Source organism: Falsibacillus pallidus (genome assembly GCF_003350505.1).
GTDB classification, from domain to species: Bacteria; Bacillota; Bacilli; order Bacillales; family DSM-25281; genus Falsibacillus; species Falsibacillus pallidus.
Map to the genome: position 1 here is coordinate 45,654 of NZ_QQAY01000016.1, position 17,577 is coordinate 63,230.

Genomic DNA, 17,577 nt, shown 5'->3' on the forward strand with positions numbered 1-17,577 from the left:
CATATCAGCCTCTTCTCCATCTTGGACCTTGAGGCGTATCCTCAAGAATGATATTCAGATCCTTCAACTGATCGCGGATTTGATCGGCCAGCTGGAAATCGCGGTCTTTTCGCGCTTGGATCCTTTTTTGGATCAATGCGTCGATTTCTTCATCAAGAAGCTCTTCCTGCTGCTCCATTTTCAATCCAAGCACAGAACCCAAGGATTCAAATACAGAAAGGAATCGGTCGATTACCGCTTCAGATGTACTGTTTTCCATCAAGTAATAGTTGGCTTGTTTGGACAGCTCGAACAATACAGAAATCCCATTTGCCGTATTGAAATCATCATCCATTTCCTTTTCGAACTGACTGCGTGCAGATTCGATTCTTTCAAGCCATTCTTGCTGATTTTCATCCAAATTGGTGCTTGATCCTTTGCGGTGCTTCAAATTTTGATAAGAAGTCTTCAAGCGGTCCAGTGCTGATTTCGCATTATCCAAAAGCTCTTCGCTGTAATTGATCGGATGGCGGTAATGCACGGAGAGCATGAAGAATCTAAGCACTTCCGGATCGTGATGTTTAATGATATCATGCACCAAGACGAAATTCCCGAGAGATTTAGACATTTTCTCGTTATCGATATTAATATAGCCATTATGCATCCAGTAGCGGGCAAAAGTCTTGCCGGTAAGTGCTTCTGACTGGGCAATTTCATTTTCGTGATGAGGGAAAGTCAAATCCTGACCGCCTGCATGGATGTCGATGGTGTCGCCCAAATATTTACGGGCCATGGCAGAGCATTCGATATGCCAGCCGGGACGTCCTTGCCCCCAAGGGCTATCCCATGAAATCTCGCCATCTTTTGCTGCTTTCCAAAGGGCAAAATCAAGGGCATCTTCCTTCTTTTCCCCTACTTCGATCCGCGAACCGAGCTTTAAGTCATCAATAGATTGATGGGAAAGCTTTCCGTACTCATCAAACTTGCGTGTGCGGTAATAGACATCGCCTTCAGATTCATAAGCATACCCTTTTTCAATGAGCGTTTCGATAAATTCGATGATTAGATCGATATTCTCTGTTACACGTGGATGGACGTTCGCCTTTGTGCACCCAAGGGCGGAAACATCCTCAAAGTAAGCGTCGATAAAACGTTCAGCAATGGTTGGGACGTCTTCCCCAAGTTCATTGGCTGCCTTGATCAATTTATCGTCGACATCTGTAAAGTTAGAGACAAAATCTACGTCATAGCCTCTATACTCCAAATATTTTCTGACTGTATCGTAAACGATCGCAGGGCGGGCGTTCCCGATATGAATATAGTTGTAAACGGTCGGTCCGCAGACATACATCTTGACCTTTCCTTCTTCTAACGGAATGAAATCCTCTTTTTTCCTGGACAATGTATTATAAATTTGAATAGTCATATTACTGGTGGACCCCCTTCTTCAATTCGTTCAATTCATCCTTCAGCTGCTGCAGTTTCATCTCCATGGCATGACATCGGTCATCCACTGGATCTGGCAGGTCGCTGTGATTCAAATCTTTTGGTATCTTGACCCCATCCTGGATCACGACTCTTCCCGGTATACCAACGACAGTTGAATTCTTCGGAACATTCTTCAATACAACCGATCCTGCCCCTATCTTGGAATTCTCTCCAATTGTGATGGACCCTAAAACTTTCGCCCCGGTAGCTACCAGTACGTTATCCTGGAGGGTCGGATGGCGCTTGCCTTTTTCCTTTCCGGTTCCTCCTAATGTCACTCCCTGATAGACGGTGACGTTGTCGCCGATTTCACACGTTTCTCCGATGACCACTCCCATTCCGTGGTCGATGAAAAACCGCCTTCCGATCTTGGCTCCTGGGTGGATTTCAATCCCTGTGAAAAAACGGCTGATCTGTGATATCAATCTGGCTAAAAAATAAAATCTACGTTTAAAAAGTCCGTGGGCAATACGATGAGACCATATGGCATGAAGGCCGGCATACGTCAATACCACTTCCAAGTAGCTTCTTGCGGCCGGATCCTGTTCAAATACAGCCTCTATATCTTCCTTAAACAAACGAAACATTCTCCCTCACCCCTTTTCTTCTCTTCTGTGAAAATAAAAAAGCGCCTCTGCCAAAAAGACAGAGACGCTTATGCGCGGTTCCACTCTGTTTGAATGCTGCAATAAATGCACGCATCCCAACTTATCCTTGTAACGGCAGGTTCCCGCTCGATTCTACTGAATGCAAATCGTTCGAATCAAGGTTCTGAGGTGCATTTCAAAAAATGATTGGCCTGAACCACTTTCAGCCGGTGATGGTTCTCTCTAAAAAGCTTCACTTTTTTACTTCTCCTCATCATCACTTTCACATATATAACCTTACTATATTACACAAAGGCAAAAATGTTAACCGATAATGCTCAGCAAGCGCTGTTTTATTTTATCTTTCCCTAAAAGCTCAATTGTATTCGGAAGTTCAGGACCATGTGTTTGGCCGGTTGCCGCTGCACGGATCGGCATAAACAATTTCTTGCCCTTTTGGCCCGTTGATTTTTGCACAGCTTTGATAGAAGCTTTAATGCCAGCAGCATCAAATACTTCAAGCTTATCGATTTCTTCAAGGAACGCGGAAAGAACCGCTGGGACGTCTTCATCAGCAAGAACTTCTTTCGCTTCTGCTTCATACTCCAGCTCATCTTCGAAGAATAGAGTGGACAACTCGACGATTTCTGCGCCGAAGCTCATTTGTTCCTGATATAGTGCAATTACATCTTTGACCCATTTTAACTCATCGTCCGTCAAGTTTTCACTGACTCTGCCTGCTTTCACAAGGTGAGGCAGGGACAATTCAACCACTTTCTCCAAGTCAAGCTTCTTCATATACTGGTTATTGACCCAAGTCAATTTTTGCGTATCGAATAATGCAGGGGACTTTGAAAGGCGGTCTGCATCAAAAATGTCGATAAACTCTTCCTTCGTGAACAGCTCATCTTCCCCTTTTGGAGACCATCCCAATAAAGCGATGAAGTTGAAAAGCGCCTCAGGAAGATAGCCCAATGCTTCATACTGTTCGATGAACTGGATGATGCTTTCATCGCGTTTGCTCAATTTCTTACGGCTTTCATTGACAATCAATGTCATGTGTCCGAAAGTAGGCGGCTCCCACCCTAATGCTTCAAAAATCATCAATTGCTTAGGAGTATTGGAAATGTGATCATCCCCGCGAAGAACATGGGAAATTTTCATCAAATAGTCATCTACTGCCACGGCAAAATTGTAAGTAGGAATGCCGTCTTTTTTTACGATGACAAAATCCCCGATGCCGTCGGATTCAAAAGATACTTCATGCTTCACCATGTCATCGAAGGAATAAACCTTGCCTGCAGGGACTTTGAAGCGGATGCTTGGCTTGCGGCCTTCTTCCTCAAATTTCTTCCTGTCTTCTTCTGTCAGGTGGCGGCATTTCCCGGAATAGCGCGGCATTTCACTGCGTGCAGTCTGTGCTTCGCGTTCTGCTTCAAGTTCTTCTTCCGTACAATAGCATTTGTATGCCAAGCCTTTTTCCAACAGCTCATTGTAATATCCTTCATAAATATGGTTTCTCTCTGATTGGCGGTAAGGGCCGAACGCACCGCCCATATCAATGCTTTCATCCCAATTCATCCCCAGCCATTTCAAATATTTCAGCTGGCTCTCTTCTCCGCCCTCGATATTTCTCTTTTGATCTGTATCCTCGATGCGGATGATGAATTTCCCTTTGTGGTGACGAGCAAATAAATAATTAAAAAGCGCTGTCCGCGCATTTCCGATATGTAAATGTCCAGTGGGGCTCGGAGCATACCGGACGCGAATTTCATTTGACATAAAAATGCCTCCTCAATAAATGGTCAATGCCGATATGGCAGGAATTGATTCTAATATTTTACCATTTTAAAGTTTCGTAATAAAGTATTTCTCCAACTTCACCCTTTTTGCAAAAGAACGGCTGCCTGTGCAGCAATTCCTTCGCCGCGGCCAGGGAAGCCAAGCTTTTCTGTTGTGGTCGCTTTCACATTCACCTGATCGACAGTTCCTTCAAGAAGTTCCGCGATTCTCTCGCGCATCGCAGGGATATAAGGCGCCATTTTAGGCATCTGTGCGATGATGGTACAGTCGATATTGCCTAGGCTGTACCCCTTCTCTTTCACAATTCCCCAAACGTGTGAAAGAAGTTTAGCAGAGTCAGCATCCTTGAATTCAGGATCTGTATCAGGAAAATGACGGCCGATATCGCCTTCCCCGATTGCCCCCAGGCACGCATCCGCCACTGTATGAAGCAGAACATCTGCATCCGAATGCCCGAGCAGCCCTTTTTCATAAGGGATCTCAATTCCTCCAATAATCAGCGGACGACCTTCCGTCAATTGATGTACATCAAAACCTTGTCCAATTCGAAACATATTATTTCCCCCAATCAGCCTTTGTTCTTTAAAATCGCTTCTGCAAAGTAAAGATCCTCCGGCGTCGTCAATTTTATATTGTCGTAATGGCCTTCTACAATACTTACAGGTGCTCCGATCCTCTCCACTAGAGAAGCATCATCTGTTCCAAGGAACCCTTCCGATTCAGCTGTTTCATAGGCTTCCATCAACAAAGAAATACGAAAAGCTTGTGGCGTCTGTACAGACCACAAGCTTGATCGTTCAATTGTTTCTGACACTTCCATATTCACCGCTTTTTTGATTGTGTCCTTCACAGGAACAGCCGTGATTGCCGCTCCCATCTTCTCGGCTTGAACAACCAGGCGGTCTATGACCTCACGGCGGATGAACGGCCTCGCCCCGTCATGTACCAGGACGATGCCTTCTGGATCTGCTGTTCTCAGTGCGTTATGAATGGAATATTGGCGCTCGGTGCCTCCGGCTGCAAAAGTTATCCGCTTTTCTGCTTGCAGATCCTTCACCATGGAGGAGAAAAACTTCTCTTCATCCGGATTGATGGCCAATATGATCCTCGAGCAGTTTGGATCACTAAGAAAAACCTGTAGAGTATGAGAAATAACCGGAAGTCCATCCAACGGGATAAGCAGTTTATTCTTTCCTGCTCCCATTCTCTTTCCCTGCCCTGCAGCAGGTATGACCACCTGATAATTCATCATCTTGTCTACTCCATTCTGATTATAGCGCTTTTTCTAATAGCTTGGGCTTAGCAAAGATCATGCGCCCTGCGGATGTCTGGAGCACACTCGTCACCAGTACATCGATATACTTGCCGATATAGTTCCGTCCTTCTTCAACGACAATCATGGTCCCGTCGTCAAGGTACGCAATTCCTTGGTTCTGTTCTTTACCGTCTTTAATGACCTGAACCTTTAGCTCTTCCCCTGGAAGGACAACCGGCTTAACGGCGTTAGCCAGATCGTTGATATTAAATACTTGTACATTTTGAAACTCGCAGACTTTATTCAAGTTAAAATCATTGGTTACGACAATGCCGTTCGTGAGCTTTGCCAATTTTACCAGCTTGCTGTCCACTTCCTGGATTTCTTCAAAGTCCCCTTCGTATATCTGGACTTCAATCTCCAGCTCTTTCTGGATGCGGTTCAGGATATCCAGACCCCTGCGCCCGCGGTTCCGTTTCAATGCGTCGGAAGAGTCAGCGATATGCTGAAGCTCTTCAAGGACGAACTGAGGAATGACAATGATTCCCTCGATAAATCCCGTTTGACAGATATCCGCAATGCGGCCATCTATAATCACGCTGGTATCCAAGATTTTCAAAGTCTTTACCGGCTTTTCCAATTCATCTTCTGGATGTTTGCGTTTATTTGATCGATTCGAAATAGAGAATAAATTAATTAGTTCATCACGCTTTTTGAAGCCCACCTGAAATCCCAAGTATCCAATAAGCAGCGTCAAAAGGATCGGTGCCACTGTATTGACGATAGGAATCTGGATGGTGTTCAGCGGAAGTCCTGCTAAAAATGCGACAATCAATCCAAAAATCAATCCAAGGCTTCCGAATAATATATCTGTTACAGGCGCTTTGACCAAAGAATCTTCAAACCATTTCACAAAATCAACAACGTAATCCACAGCCCAAAAAGCAACAATATAAAATATAATGGCTCCTAAAATGGCAGTTACATATGGATTATTAATCAAAGTCAGTGTAGAAAAGTTAGTAAACTCTAATAAATCAGGAATGAGAAAAATCCCAAGCGTTCCACCTAAAATGATAAAACACGCTTGCACTATACGCTTTAACATTCCTTCACCTCCTTTTACTCATTATAAACAAAATCCTAAATTTGAAACGTAGGAAAGTATTTAATTTTGACTATGTTACAAAAAAGACACCGTTTTGTTTTATTAATATAATAATTTCGTTATAACTGTAATGATTTGTCAGTACTTCTTGGTCTTAGAGTAGCACCGCACGTATAAGGGTGTCAATTTTCTTCCTGTGTCAATTTAGACACAATTGACTCCCTAAAATATTTTATAATTGGCGGTCTGCGAATGTCTGGTCTTTAATGAGTTTCAGACCCTCTTTGATCTTTCGCGCCCTCACTTCTCCGATGCCTTCCACATCATCCAGAGCTTCCACGCTGGCCTTCAAAATGTTGGGGAGTTTTTCGAATTCCGTGATCAAATTTTCCATGATTACCACTGGCAGGCGGGGGATTTTGCTCAGCACCCGGTACCCACGGGGACAGATTCCTTCCTCCATCGGCACAAAGCCGTTATAGCCAAGAAGCTTCAAGAGCATTCCATCATCCAAAACATCCGTGCTGACCAATTCCTGAAATCGAAATAAAATTTCAAACGGCTTAATGGAACGATCCGCTGCATAGTCGCGGATGATCATCATCGCTTCTTCCTCGATGTCTGCCAGCAGTTCGTTCATCTGCAGCCGGATGAGCCTCCCCTCTGTCCCCAATTCGTTTAAATAGGAGAGGAGTTCATTCTTGATCCTTAGAACCATCTCAAACCGGTGAAGAACTTGAAGAAGGTCGCTGTAGGTACCCAATTCCTCGAATTCCAAGACAGATAAGCTTGCAATGCTTTGATCCAATACCACTTTGTATTTCTCGAGGGTTTGGATGGCTTGGTTCGCTTTCGTTAAGATCACTGCGATGTCTTTTAAAGCATAGCGGAAATTCCCTTGATACAGTGTAATGACATTACGGCGCTGGGAAATAGCCAGGACGAGAGCTTTCGTCTGCTTAGCAACCCGTTCTGCTGTCCGGTGCCTCATCCCTGTTTCTGTAGATGAGATGGCCGCATCAGGAGCCAGCTGTGCATTGGCAATCAAAATTTTACTCCCTATTTCATTGAGGATGATCGCACCGTCCATTTTAGCCAATTCATATAAATAGCTTGGAGAAAATGGGCAATTGATATGAAAACCGCCATCCACTATGGCACGGACTTTTTCATTGTATCCCATCACGATCAATCCACCCGTATTGGCACGGAGCACGTTCTCAATGCCTTCCCGGATGGGAGTACCCGGCGCCACGAATTGCAAGATGTCAGACATGGATTTATCCGCTTGCTTCTTATCATCCATACAGGTTAGCCTCCTAATGCAAATTGCAATGCTTCGCTTACAGAAGAGACACCCACCACATTGATGTTCGGCGGGAAGGTCCAGCCTCCGATATTATTCGTTGGAAGGATGACGCGTTCGAACCCAAGCTTAGCTGCTTCCTGGACCCTCTGTTCAATACGGGATACACGCCTTACTTCCCCAGTAAGCCCGATCTCTCCTATAAAACAATCCGTTGGGCGGGTAGGCTGATCACGGAAACTTGAAGCAATGCTGACAGCAATCGCTAAGTCAATGGCAGGTTCATCGATCTTCACCCCGCCTGCTACTTTTAAGTAGGCATCCTGGTTCTGAAGCAGCATGCCTACCCTTTTCTCCAGCACCGCCATCAACAGAGACACCCGGTTATGGTCGATGCCTGTAGCCATCCTCCTTGGATTCCCGAAACTCATCGGTGAGATCAACGCCTGAATTTCCACAAGAACTGGTCTGGTCCCTTCCATGGAAGCTACTACAGTTGATCCGGAAGCTCCTTTTGAACGTTCTTCCAAAAAGATTTCCGAAGGGTTTTCCACTTCTTCAAGACCCGCTTCCTTCATCTCGAATATGCCCATCTCATTTGTGGAGCCGAAGCGGTTTTTAACCGCCCTCAAAATCCTGTATGTATGATGGCGCTCCCCTTCAAAATACAGGACGGTATCCACCATATGTTCAAGAAGCCGCGGACCTGCAATCGAACCTTCCTTTGTAACATGCCCGACAATAAATATGGCAATACCCTTAGTTTTCGCAATTCTCATCAATTCAGCCGTACACTCCCTCACCTGGGAGACACTTCCCGGCGCCGATGTCACTTCTGGATGATAAACGGTCTGGATGGAGTCCACAATCACAAAGTCAGGTTTCACATCTTCTATCGATTGATGGACGGATTCAAGATTCGTCTCAGAATAAACAAATAAATTCGGTGAAAGGACATCAAGCCGGTCTGCCCTCAGTTTTGTCTGTTTCACAGATTCTTCACCGGAAATATAAAGGACTTGGTGATCAAGCCTGGCAAGCTGCGCCGAAACTTGAAGGAGAAGCGTAGATTTGCCGATACCGGGATCTCCGCCGATCAAAACAAGCGAGCCGGGGACGACTCCGCCTCCGAGGACCCGGTTCAATTCTTTCATATCTGTTGTTATTCTCGGTTCCTGCACAGATTCAATCGATGTAATCGGTGAAGCTTTAGCTGCTTTTCCCGGTGCAGAGTGCTGAAAAACTCCTTTAGCCTTTGAAACCACTTCTACTTCTTCGACCATCTGGTTCCATTCTCCGCACCCAGGGCAGCGCCCCATCCATTTGGCTGATTCATATCCGCATGATTGGCATATGAATTTCGTCTTTTTCTTCGCCATCCTGTACTCCTCTCTACATATGTATGTAGGTATATTTCCTATAAGCATGAAAGTTGGAAAATACTACAAAAATAAACCATATGTACAAAGAGGTACACGCATTTCGTGTACCTCCCATTTTATTTATGATAATGTTCCAGTTGCCTCATTGGTTTTGACCACAAATTCCCCATCTTTCACATCGATGGTCACATGCTGGCCAGTCAATACAGTACCCTTCAAAAGTTCTTCTGAAAGTCTGTCTTCGATATGCTTCTGAATGGCCCTGCGTAGCGGACGTGCTCCGTACTCAGGATCAAATCCTTCGTCAGCAATCTTCAGCTTGGCTGCATCTGTAAGTTCAAGATTTATTTCCTGCTCTTTCAGCCTGTTTGTCAGCTGGTCACCCATCAATGTGACGATTTGCTTCAGATGATCTTTTTCAAGTGAGTGGAAAACAATGATTTCATCGATACGGTTGAGGAACTCTGGACGGAATGCCTTTTTCAGCTCTTCCATGACTTTCCCCTTCATATCTTTATAATCCTGTTCTCCATCCTGGATGTTAAATCCGACATATTTATTTCGTTTCAATGCATCTGCACCAACGTTTGATGTCATGATGACGACCGTGTTGCGGAAATCCACTGTGCGGCCTTTTGAATCTGTAAGCCTTCCGTCTTCAAGGACCTGCAATAGGATATTGAAAACGTCAGGGTGAGCTTTTTCGATTTCATCGAGCAAGATGACGGAATAAGGCTTTCTTCTAACCTTCTCTGTAAGCTGGCCGCCTTCATCATACCCTACATAGCCTGGAGGGGAGCCGACAAGTCTGGAAGTGGAATGCTTCTCCATGTACTCCGACATATCGACGCGGATCATGGCATCCTCATCGCCAAACATCGCTTCAGCTAATGCGCGGGCAAGCTCTGTTTTTCCGACGCCTGTAGGCCCAAGGAAAATAAATGAACCGATCGGGCGCTTTGGATCCTTCAATCCTGCTCTTGCACGGCGGACAGCCTTGGATACAGCTTTCACAGCCTCTTCCTGCCCGATGACACGGGAATGCAGGATTTCTTCAAGATTGAGAAGCTTCTCTGTTTCCGTTTGTGCAAGCTTCGATACAGGAATACCAGTCCAGCTGGATACAACATGTGCGATATCCTCTACTGTGACTTCACTGTTTTCCTGCCCCTGTTTTTCTTTCCAGGATTTCTTCGTTTCTTCCAGCTCTTCACGAAGCTTCTGCTCAGAATCTCTTAATGAAGCCGCTTTTTCGAACTCCTGGCTCTGTACAGCTGCATCTTTTTCTTTACGAATTTCTTCCAGTTTTGCTTCGAGCTCCTTCAGATTCGGAGGAGTAGTATAAGAACGAAGGCGCACCTTGGAGCCTGCTTCATCAATCAAGTCAATCGCTTTGTCCGGAAGGAACCGGTCGGAAATGTAGCGGTCGGAAAGCTTCACTGCTGCATCGATCGCTGCATCTGTGATGGAAACCCTATGGTGGGCTTCATAGCGATCACGCAGGCCATTCAGAATCTGGATGGACTCTTCAGTTGTCGGCTCATCCACGGTAATCGGCTGGAACCGTCTTTCAAGAGCTGCGTCTTTTTCGATATATTTACGGTACTCATCAAGGGTTGTAGCACCAATGCACTGCAATTCGCCCCTTGCAAGAGCCGGCTTTAGAATGTTGGACGCATCGATGGCGCCTTCCGCTCCGCCTGCACCAATTAATGTATGCAACTCATCAATGAATAAGATGATGTTCCCCGCTTGTCGGATTTCGTCCATTACTTTTTTCAAACGGTCTTCAAACTCGCCGCGGTATTTAGTGCCCGCTACAACTGTTCCCATATCAAGGGTCATGACACGTTTGTCGCGCAGGATCTCAGGCACTTCATTATTGATGATTTGCTGAGCCAATCCTTCCGCAATAGCGGTCTTCCCTACACCTGGCTCCCCGATCAGGACAGGGTTGTTTTTCGTCCGTCGGCTGAGAACCTCGATGACGCGCTGGATTTCCTTGCTTCTGCCGATGACCGGATCAAGGCTGCCTTCGCGGGCAATAGCCGTCAAATCACGTGCCAATCCGTCAAGAGTCGGTGTATTCGCATTGGAGCTTGAACCGCCCTGGTGATTATTCGCTTCGTTGCTTCCAAGCAACTGAAGCACTTGCTGGCGTGCTTTATTCAAGCTGACACCAAGGTTATTTAAAACACGTGCTGCCACGCCTTCTCCTTCTCTGATCAATCCAAGGAGAATGTGCTCTGTACCTACATAGGAATGGCCGAGTTTACGTGCTTCATCCATTGATAATTCGATGACTTTCTTCGCTCTCGGTGTATATTGGATCGTCTGGGAGGCATCCTGACCTTTACCGATTAGCGTCTCAACTTCCTTTTGGATCTTTTCAGGACTCAGTCCAAGTCCGTAAAGGGCTTTAGCGGCAATGCCTTCCCCTTCTCTTACCAATCCAAGAAGGACATGCTCCGTGCCGATATTGCTGTGTGATAATCGAATCGCTTCTTCTTGAGCCAGGGCCAACACCTTTTGCGCTCTTTCTGTAAATCGTCCAAACATCATATTAGTTTTCCTCCTTGCTATTCTGATTTTCCTCTAACTTCAATCGCTCACGTATCAATGTAGCCCTTCTGATGTCGCGCTCATCAGGTCTGAGCGGCCCACCGGCATATTGCTGTAAAAATCCTGGTTGAGTCAGAATCATGAGTTCATTTAATATGTTTCTGGAAATATGGGAAAAGAACCCTAAATCAATCCCAAGACGAACATCGGATAAACATTTGGCAGCCTCTTTTGATTCAAGGATTCTGCTGTTGGTCAAAACACCATAAGATCGATACACTCTGTCTTCTAATTGTATGTGTGATGTTTTGACTAATGCTTCCCTCGCGGACCTTTCTTGGGAAATAATCTGCTGCACTACGCTGTATAAATCCTCAATGATGTCATCTTCAGATTTGCCCAATGTGATTTGATTGGAAATCTGAAAGATGTTCCCTAAAGCTTCGCTGCCTTCCCCATAAATTCCTCTAACAACAAGACCAAGTTGGTTGATTGCCGGGATGATTCTATTGATCTGCTGCGTCAAAACAAGACCCGGCAGATGCATCATGACAGATGCCCTGAGTCCTGTCCCCACATTAGTTGGGCAGCTGGTTAAGTATCCTAATTTTTCATTGTATGCATAATCCAGCTGTTGCTCCATTAAATCATCGATTTGATTTGCTCGATTTAATGCTTTTTTTAATTGAAGTCCTGGAAACAGGCACTGAATGCGTATATGGTCCTCTTCATTAATCATGATGCTGATATCCTCTTGTTCTGAAAGCAGGACAGCGGGGTAATTGGAATCTTCCGCAAGATAAGGGCTGATCAAATGCTTTTCGACGAGCACCCTTTTCTGGAGAGGCTGCAGTTCATTCACTTTCAAACTTTCGATCTGGCCGAACTGATGGAATGCTTCATTCTCCAGATTCTTCTCCACATTTGCTACGATCTCTGCAGCTTCTTCATTCGAGAACATGGTCGGGAAGCTGTAATCATTCAGATTCCGGGCCAATCGGATGCGGGAGCTTAACACAATGTCTGAATCCGGTCCTTCTTCGCACATCCAGCTGCTGACCGCTTGATTCAAAAACTTCTCAAGGCTCATGAAGATTCCCCTCCCTGCTTCAAGGATTTCTCCAACGAACGGATTTCGTCGCGCAGTTCAGCGGCCTTCTCAAATTCCTCCGTTTCGATGAACGCCTTCATTTCTTCTTTCAGCACATGGATTTGCTTCTTCGTATGAATGGAACCGCCCATTCGTTCTGGTATTTTCCCATGATGTGCAGTATTTCCGCTGTGAAGCCTTTTTAAGATGGAATCAAGATGATTGCGGAACGCATGATAGCAATTCGGGCATCCAAAGCGTCCGATATTGATAAATTGCGGAAGCGTCATGGAACACCTTTCACATTGAACTACTTCATTCTTCGGAAGGGTTTGCTTTTCCTTCTGAAAGATATTATCGCTGCTAAAAAGACCTGCCAGCAGGTTGTTAATGGAAAACCCTGATGAATCTCCGAATAAAAAACTCTCCCCTTTATCTTGGGCGCATTTCTCGCATAAGTGAAATTCTGTCTTTTGACCATTGATGATTTTTGTAAAATGAAGAGTCGCTGGTCGTTCATTGCACTCCTGACAAATCAATTCATTCACCTCTTCATCATTTATACTTTAAAGTCATTAGCATCGCTTTAAGCATCCTTGCACGGAGTTCATCCCTCTCAGGCAATTCGATGTACAGGACGGAACGGTCCATGACGCTGATCATGATCTTCGCTTCCCGCGGGGAAAGGACGCCCTCTTCTACCAAACGGAAGACAATATCCTCTGCACTTGCCTGGGAAGCCCTTGACTTTACGAGGGAGATCAGCTGATCGATTAAATGTGCCTGATCATGCGACTGCACTTTCATGATGCGAATGTAGCCGCCGCCTCCCCTTTTACTTTCAACCAAATATCCCTTCTCAATCGTGAAGCGGGTATTGATAACATAGTTGATCTGGGAGGGGACGCATTGAAACTTATCAGCGATTTCACTCCTCTTGATTTCCAATATTTCACTTTGGCTCAATGATAAAACCTGCTTCAAATAGTTTTCAATGATGTCTGATATATTCCTCACCAAGTCACCCCCAATCCTTCGACTTGACTTTGACTATCTTTGACATAAATTATACATGAAAGACATTCTTCTTGGCAATGAATTGATATGTATCCATTGTTCCATGTTCACACATGGTCTAAACCCGTTATGAGATAATTATTACTTTAATACCCTTGTTTTATCTAAAGAAACAGGCCTACAAAAAATTTTTCTAAATTCTTTATAGGCCCATCACTCAAGCGTAGGAAACGGCTCTTTCCCCTAATGCCTTCCACGAGGCAATAAAGCGCGCCTTATTCACTTTTACCGCCTTTTTTCCAGACAGCGGATCGTTAAGATAAACAGAATCGGCATCGTACCCTACCAGCACGACAACATGGAGATCGAGCGGGGTTCTAATTTTTTTAGCACCGTGGCTCCAGGACTCCCAGCGGTCAGGCAGCCTAAAATCGCCTGTCGTCCATACGATGACAGGCTTCCCATTTTGAATCTGCTCCAGCAGCCTGTCAAACGGCTGACCCGTGAGGTTGACCGTGCGGCCTGGCAAATATTCATTCATAAGGTTTTCAAGCGGCTGATCATAAACCGCATATCCCATGTGCCTTCCCGTCATATCCCCGACAAACCCTTTACTCGGGTCGCCCCATTTGATAATATCGCCATTTCTTGATTTCACGACAGGATCCGGATCCTTGGCGACTTTTTGTGCCAGCTCCATTTTCCCTGCCTTGACCCCTGCATCTTGAAGAAGCATGGCTAGACTCGTCACTTCACATCCATACTTCAATTCTGGATTTTGGGCGATTATCGGTACATCTAATATCTTTTTTTCCGGCTTTATAGTTACTGGCTGTTCCTTATATGAAACAGACCGCACCGGCGCAGGTTTATCCTTTAAAGAAATCGATTTATCTTCATCAGCACCTTGTGAACAGCCCATCAGCAGTGCGATGGATATAAATGCTGCAGTTCCTTTCACAAACAACCTCCCCCTTTCGGCTACCTTCCCATTTTCCCTCCACATACAGAAAATATAGATGACACCTTCTTACTGGTCTGCCCAGATTTTACGCATTCGCCTTAAAAATAACTATTGCAAATTAAATATCCATAATTTACAATAATTGAAATCATACTAATGCATTGAAGAAGAAAAGTAGATGTAAGCGGCACTTAAGAGAGCTGATGGCTGGTGGGAATCAGTGTGCACTTGCATTGAATGGGCTTCTGAGCATCCAGGCTGAACCTAAGTAGGCCATGGCGGAAAGTCTTACCGTTAAAAAAGACAGGTATCGAAATAATGAAATGTATTATTTCCGTACTCTTTGAGCGCGGCTGGCAGCAGCCGAATGAAGGTGGCACCACGGGTCTCCCGTCCTTTTTATAGGATGGGGGACCCTTTTTTATTTTCTACGAACGGAGGAACAGTAATGAAAAAAACAGTTTTAACCGGAATCAAGCCAACCGGCCAAATACACCTTGGCAATTATATAGGCTCGATTAAACCCGCCTTGGCCCTTGCCGAGGAAAAAGATTACAATCCTGTATACTTTGTCGCGGATTACCATGGATTGACCAAAATCCACGACCCCCTTGAAATGAAGCAGCTATCCTATGGAATCGCAGCAACATGGATCGCCCTTGGACTAAATCCGGAAAAATCGATCTTCTACCGGCAATCAGATGTACCAGAAATATTTGAACTCAGCTGGATTTTATCCTGTTTTGCCGCCAAAGGCCTCATGAACCGCGCCCACGCTTATAAGGACGCTGTCGAAAAGAATAAAGCAGCAGGCAAAGACATAGACGATGGAGTCAACATGGGGTTATTCACCTATTCCGTCCTAATGTCCGCCGATATCCTGCTGTTTAACACAGACTTAGTACCCGTTGGGAAAGACCAGCTTCAGCATGTAGAGATCGCAAGAGACCTTGCAGAGGCATTCAACAAGAACTATGGAGAAACATTCAAACTCCCTGAAGCCATCATTGAAAAGGAATCATCCATTTTATTAGGGCTGGATGGCAGAAAGATGAGCAAAAGCTATAACAACACCATCCCTCTATTTGAAGAGCCTAAAAAACTCAGGAAATTAATCAATAAAATTAAGACGGACTCCTTACCGCCTGAAACGCCAAAAAATCCGGATGAGTCCATCATCTTCTCTATTTACAAGGAATTTGCTGATCAAAGTGAAGTGAAAGCAATGAGGGAACAATACGAGAAAGGCATCAGTTGGGGAGATGCCAAGCATGCGCTGTTTGAACTCATGAACACCCGTCTCGAAGAACCGAGGGAGAAATATAAAGAATTAATGGCTTCACCACATAAATTAGATGAGATCCTTGCCTATGGGGCAGAGAAAGCTCGGGCTAAAGCAAGTGGGTTTTTGAAGGAGATCAAGGGAAAAGCGGGGTTTTGAATAAGGGCTGCATGTAGTGTGCGGCTCTTTTTAGGGTAGATTACTCTTTTGATCTTGCTGAATACCCAGGCGACAGCCTGGCAAATTAATGGGTTTTGGTCTTTGGAGCATTGACTGAGCGCTCAATCGAGAGGATCCTTGGGGCAAAAATGAGCGCTGGCGCATAAGAAGGGGACTTTGGCGCATAACCCTTCCTAGCCGGCGCATAGCCAAATTGTTTTCGCGCATAAGGTAGCCAGAATGGTTCATAGACAAGCATTTCTCGCGCATAGAACAAAATAGCATGGGCGAATTCCGGATGATTTCCCCCGTTTTTGCTCCTTTTGTTTCCTTTCAGGATGAGTTTGCCTCTTAATGATCGATATAAAGACAATTTGAATCATTTATAAGTTCAAATATGCTTCTATGAAGTGTATTTTCCCTCTTCTTTTGATCTTGCTGAATATCCAGGCGATAGCCTGGCAAATTGTAAGGTTTTGGTCTTTGGCGCGTTGACTGAGCGCTCAATCGAGATGATTATTTGGTCAAAAGTGAGCGCTGGCGCATAAGAAGGGGACTTTGGCGCATAAACCTTCCTGGACGGCGCATAGGCAAATTGGTTTCGCGCATAAGTTAGCCCGAATGGTTCATAGACAAGCACTTCTCGCGCATAGACCAATTAGCGCGGGCGAATTCCCCGATGATTTCCCCCATTTTCACTCTTTTTGTTCTCTTTCAGGATGAGTTTGTCTCTTAATTATCGATAAAGGGACAGTTTGAATCATTTATTAGTTCAGATCCGCTATTACAGGGCTCATTTTTCTTATTCTTTTGCTCTTACCGAATATCAGGCGACAGCCTGGCAAATTGAATGGTTTTGGTCTTTGGCGCGTTGACTGAGCGCTCAATCGGCTATGAAGACACCCCCACTGGCACCGGAATTGCCATTGGCGCAAAGGAATGTCATTTTGGCGCATAACCCTTCCCGTCCGGCGCATAGGCAAATTGGTTTCGCGCATAAGGTAGCCCGAATGGTTCATAGACAAGCACTTCTCGCGCATAGACCAATTAGCGCGGGCGAATTCCCCTATGATTTCCCCCATTTTCACTCTTTTTGTTCCCTTTCACGAGGACTTTGCCTTTTAATTATCGATAAAAAGACAATTTGAATCATTTTTTAAGTTCAATTCTGCTCCGATGAGGTGATTTTCGCTGGTCTCTTGCTCTTGCCGAATATCCAGGCGGCAGCCTGGCAAATTGAAAGGGTTGTTTCTTTGCCTTTACCCATGACTGAGCACTCGCTCGGCTCAAGCGCCATAAATTGTCCCTCTACCCACCAAATAACTCCCCAGAAACACAAAAAAAGCAGCCTCTCAGCTGCTCTTTCTTCATTGCCCGGCGACGTCCTACTCTTGCAGGGGGAAACCCCCAACTACCATTGGCGCTGAAGAGCTTAACTTCCGTGTTCGGTATGGGAACGGGTGTGGCCTCTTCGCCGTAATCACCGGACATATAGAGAGTTTGTTCTCTCAAAACTAGATAAAGAGTAAGTGACATGTTAAACCGGAATCAACCAAATGTGGTTAAGTCCTCGATCGATTAGTATCCGTCAGCTG

Annotated in this window: 14 protein-coding genes, 1 rRNA gene and 2 other annotated features; of the genes, 1 reads left to right on the forward strand and 14 read right to left on the reverse strand. The window is 45.1% G+C overall.

Features of this window, described 5'->3' with window-relative positions; genetic code table 11:
• Positions 1-4: 4 nt before the first annotated feature.
• The 13 genes from cysS to DFR59_RS17075 all read right to left on the reverse strand — a co-directional run bounded on the left by cysS (position 5) and on the right by DFR59_RS17075 (position 14,499).
• Complete coding sequence (cysS, locus tag DFR59_RS17015) at positions 5-1,405, reverse strand: cysteine--tRNA ligase (RefSeq protein WP_114746870.1); 1,401 nt, start codon at positions 1,403-1,405, stop codon at positions 5-7.
• Position 1,406: 1 nt separating this feature from the next.
• Positions 1,407-2,054, reverse strand: a complete 648-nt coding sequence (gene cysE / locus DFR59_RS17020; RefSeq protein ID WP_114746871.1) for a serine O-acetyltransferase — start codon at positions 2,052-2,054, stop codon at positions 1,407-1,409.
• A 57-nt stretch (positions 2,055-2,111) separates the two neighbouring features.
• Positions 2,112-2,341 (reverse strand) — a binding site (T-box leader).
• A 37-nt stretch (positions 2,342-2,378) separates the two neighbouring features.
• A complete protein-coding gene (gene gltX, locus DFR59_RS17025; protein WP_114746872.1) occupies positions 2,379-3,836 on the reverse strand; it encodes a glutamate--tRNA ligase in 1,458 nt (485 codons plus the stop codon).
• A 98-nt stretch (positions 3,837-3,934) separates the two neighbouring features.
• Positions 3,935-4,411, reverse strand: a complete 477-nt coding sequence (gene ispF / locus DFR59_RS17030) for a 2-C-methyl-D-erythritol 2,4-cyclodiphosphate synthase (protein WP_114746873.1) — start codon at positions 4,409-4,411, stop codon at positions 3,935-3,937.
• Between the two features lie 14 nt (positions 4,412-4,425).
• Entirely contained in the window at positions 4,426-5,106 is a 681-nt protein-coding gene (ispD, locus tag DFR59_RS17035) for a 2-C-methyl-D-erythritol 4-phosphate cytidylyltransferase (RefSeq protein ID WP_114746884.1), read from the reverse strand.
• A gap of 22 nt (positions 5,107-5,128) precedes the next feature.
• Complete coding sequence (locus tag DFR59_RS17040) at positions 5,129-6,220, reverse strand: PIN/TRAM domain-containing protein (protein ID WP_114746874.1); 1,092 nt, start codon at positions 6,218-6,220, stop codon at positions 5,129-5,131.
• A 232-nt stretch (positions 6,221-6,452) separates the two neighbouring features.
• Positions 6,453-7,526 (reverse strand): DNA integrity scanning diadenylate cyclase DisA, encoded by a 1,074-nt coding sequence (gene disA, locus DFR59_RS17045; protein WP_114746875.1) that lies wholly within the window; start codon positions 7,524-7,526, stop codon positions 6,453-6,455.
• 5 nt (positions 7,527-7,531) lie between these two features.
• Positions 7,532-8,905: a DNA repair protein RadA gene (gene radA, locus DFR59_RS17050; RefSeq protein ID WP_114746876.1), complete on the reverse strand. Its 1,374-nt coding sequence runs from the start codon at positions 8,903-8,905 to the stop codon at positions 7,532-7,534.
• Positions 8,906-9,028: 123 nt separating this feature from the next.
• Complete coding sequence (clpC, locus tag DFR59_RS17055) at positions 9,029-11,470, reverse strand: ATP-dependent protease ATP-binding subunit ClpC (protein WP_114746877.1); 2,442 nt, start codon at positions 11,468-11,470, stop codon at positions 9,029-9,031.
• 1 nt (position 11,471) lies between these two features.
• Positions 11,472-12,560 carry a protein-arginine kinase McsB gene (gene mcsB, locus DFR59_RS17060; RefSeq protein WP_114746878.1) on the reverse strand — a complete coding sequence of 363 codons (1,089 nt, stop codon included), beginning with the start codon at positions 12,558-12,560 and terminating at the stop codon, positions 11,472-11,474.
• Entirely contained in the window at positions 12,557-13,099 is a 543-nt protein-coding gene (gene mcsA, locus DFR59_RS17065) for a protein-arginine kinase activator protein McsA (protein ID WP_114746879.1), read from the reverse strand. Before mcsA ends, mcsB begins: the two co-directional genes overlap by 4 nt.
• Positions 13,100-13,115: 16 nt before the next feature.
• Positions 13,116-13,577: a CtsR family transcriptional regulator gene (locus tag DFR59_RS17070; protein ID WP_114746880.1), complete on the reverse strand. Its 462-nt coding sequence runs from the start codon at positions 13,575-13,577 to the stop codon at positions 13,116-13,118.
• A 217-nt stretch (positions 13,578-13,794) separates the two neighbouring features.
• Positions 13,795-14,499, reverse strand: a complete 705-nt coding sequence (locus DFR59_RS17075) for a C39 family peptidase (protein WP_114746885.1) — start codon at positions 14,497-14,499, stop codon at positions 13,795-13,797.
• Positions 14,500-14,693: 194 nt separating this feature from the next.
• Positions 14,694-14,942: a binding site (T-box leader), on the forward strand.
• 47 nt (positions 14,943-14,989) lie between these two features.
• On the opposite strand from DFR59_RS17075, the gene DFR59_RS17080 reads away from it, so the two are divergent.
• Positions 14,990-15,982 carry a tryptophan--tRNA ligase gene (locus DFR59_RS17080; protein ID WP_114746886.1) on the forward strand — a complete coding sequence of 331 codons (993 nt, stop codon included), beginning with the start codon at positions 14,990-14,992 and terminating at the stop codon, positions 15,980-15,982.
• A 1,372-nt stretch (positions 15,983-17,354) separates the two neighbouring features.
• Here the strand turns inward: DFR59_RS17080 and rrf are convergent.
• Positions 17,355-17,470: ribosomal RNA gene (gene rrf, locus DFR59_RS17095) — 5S ribosomal RNA — on the reverse strand.
• Between the last annotated feature and the right edge of the window lie 107 nt (positions 17,471-17,577).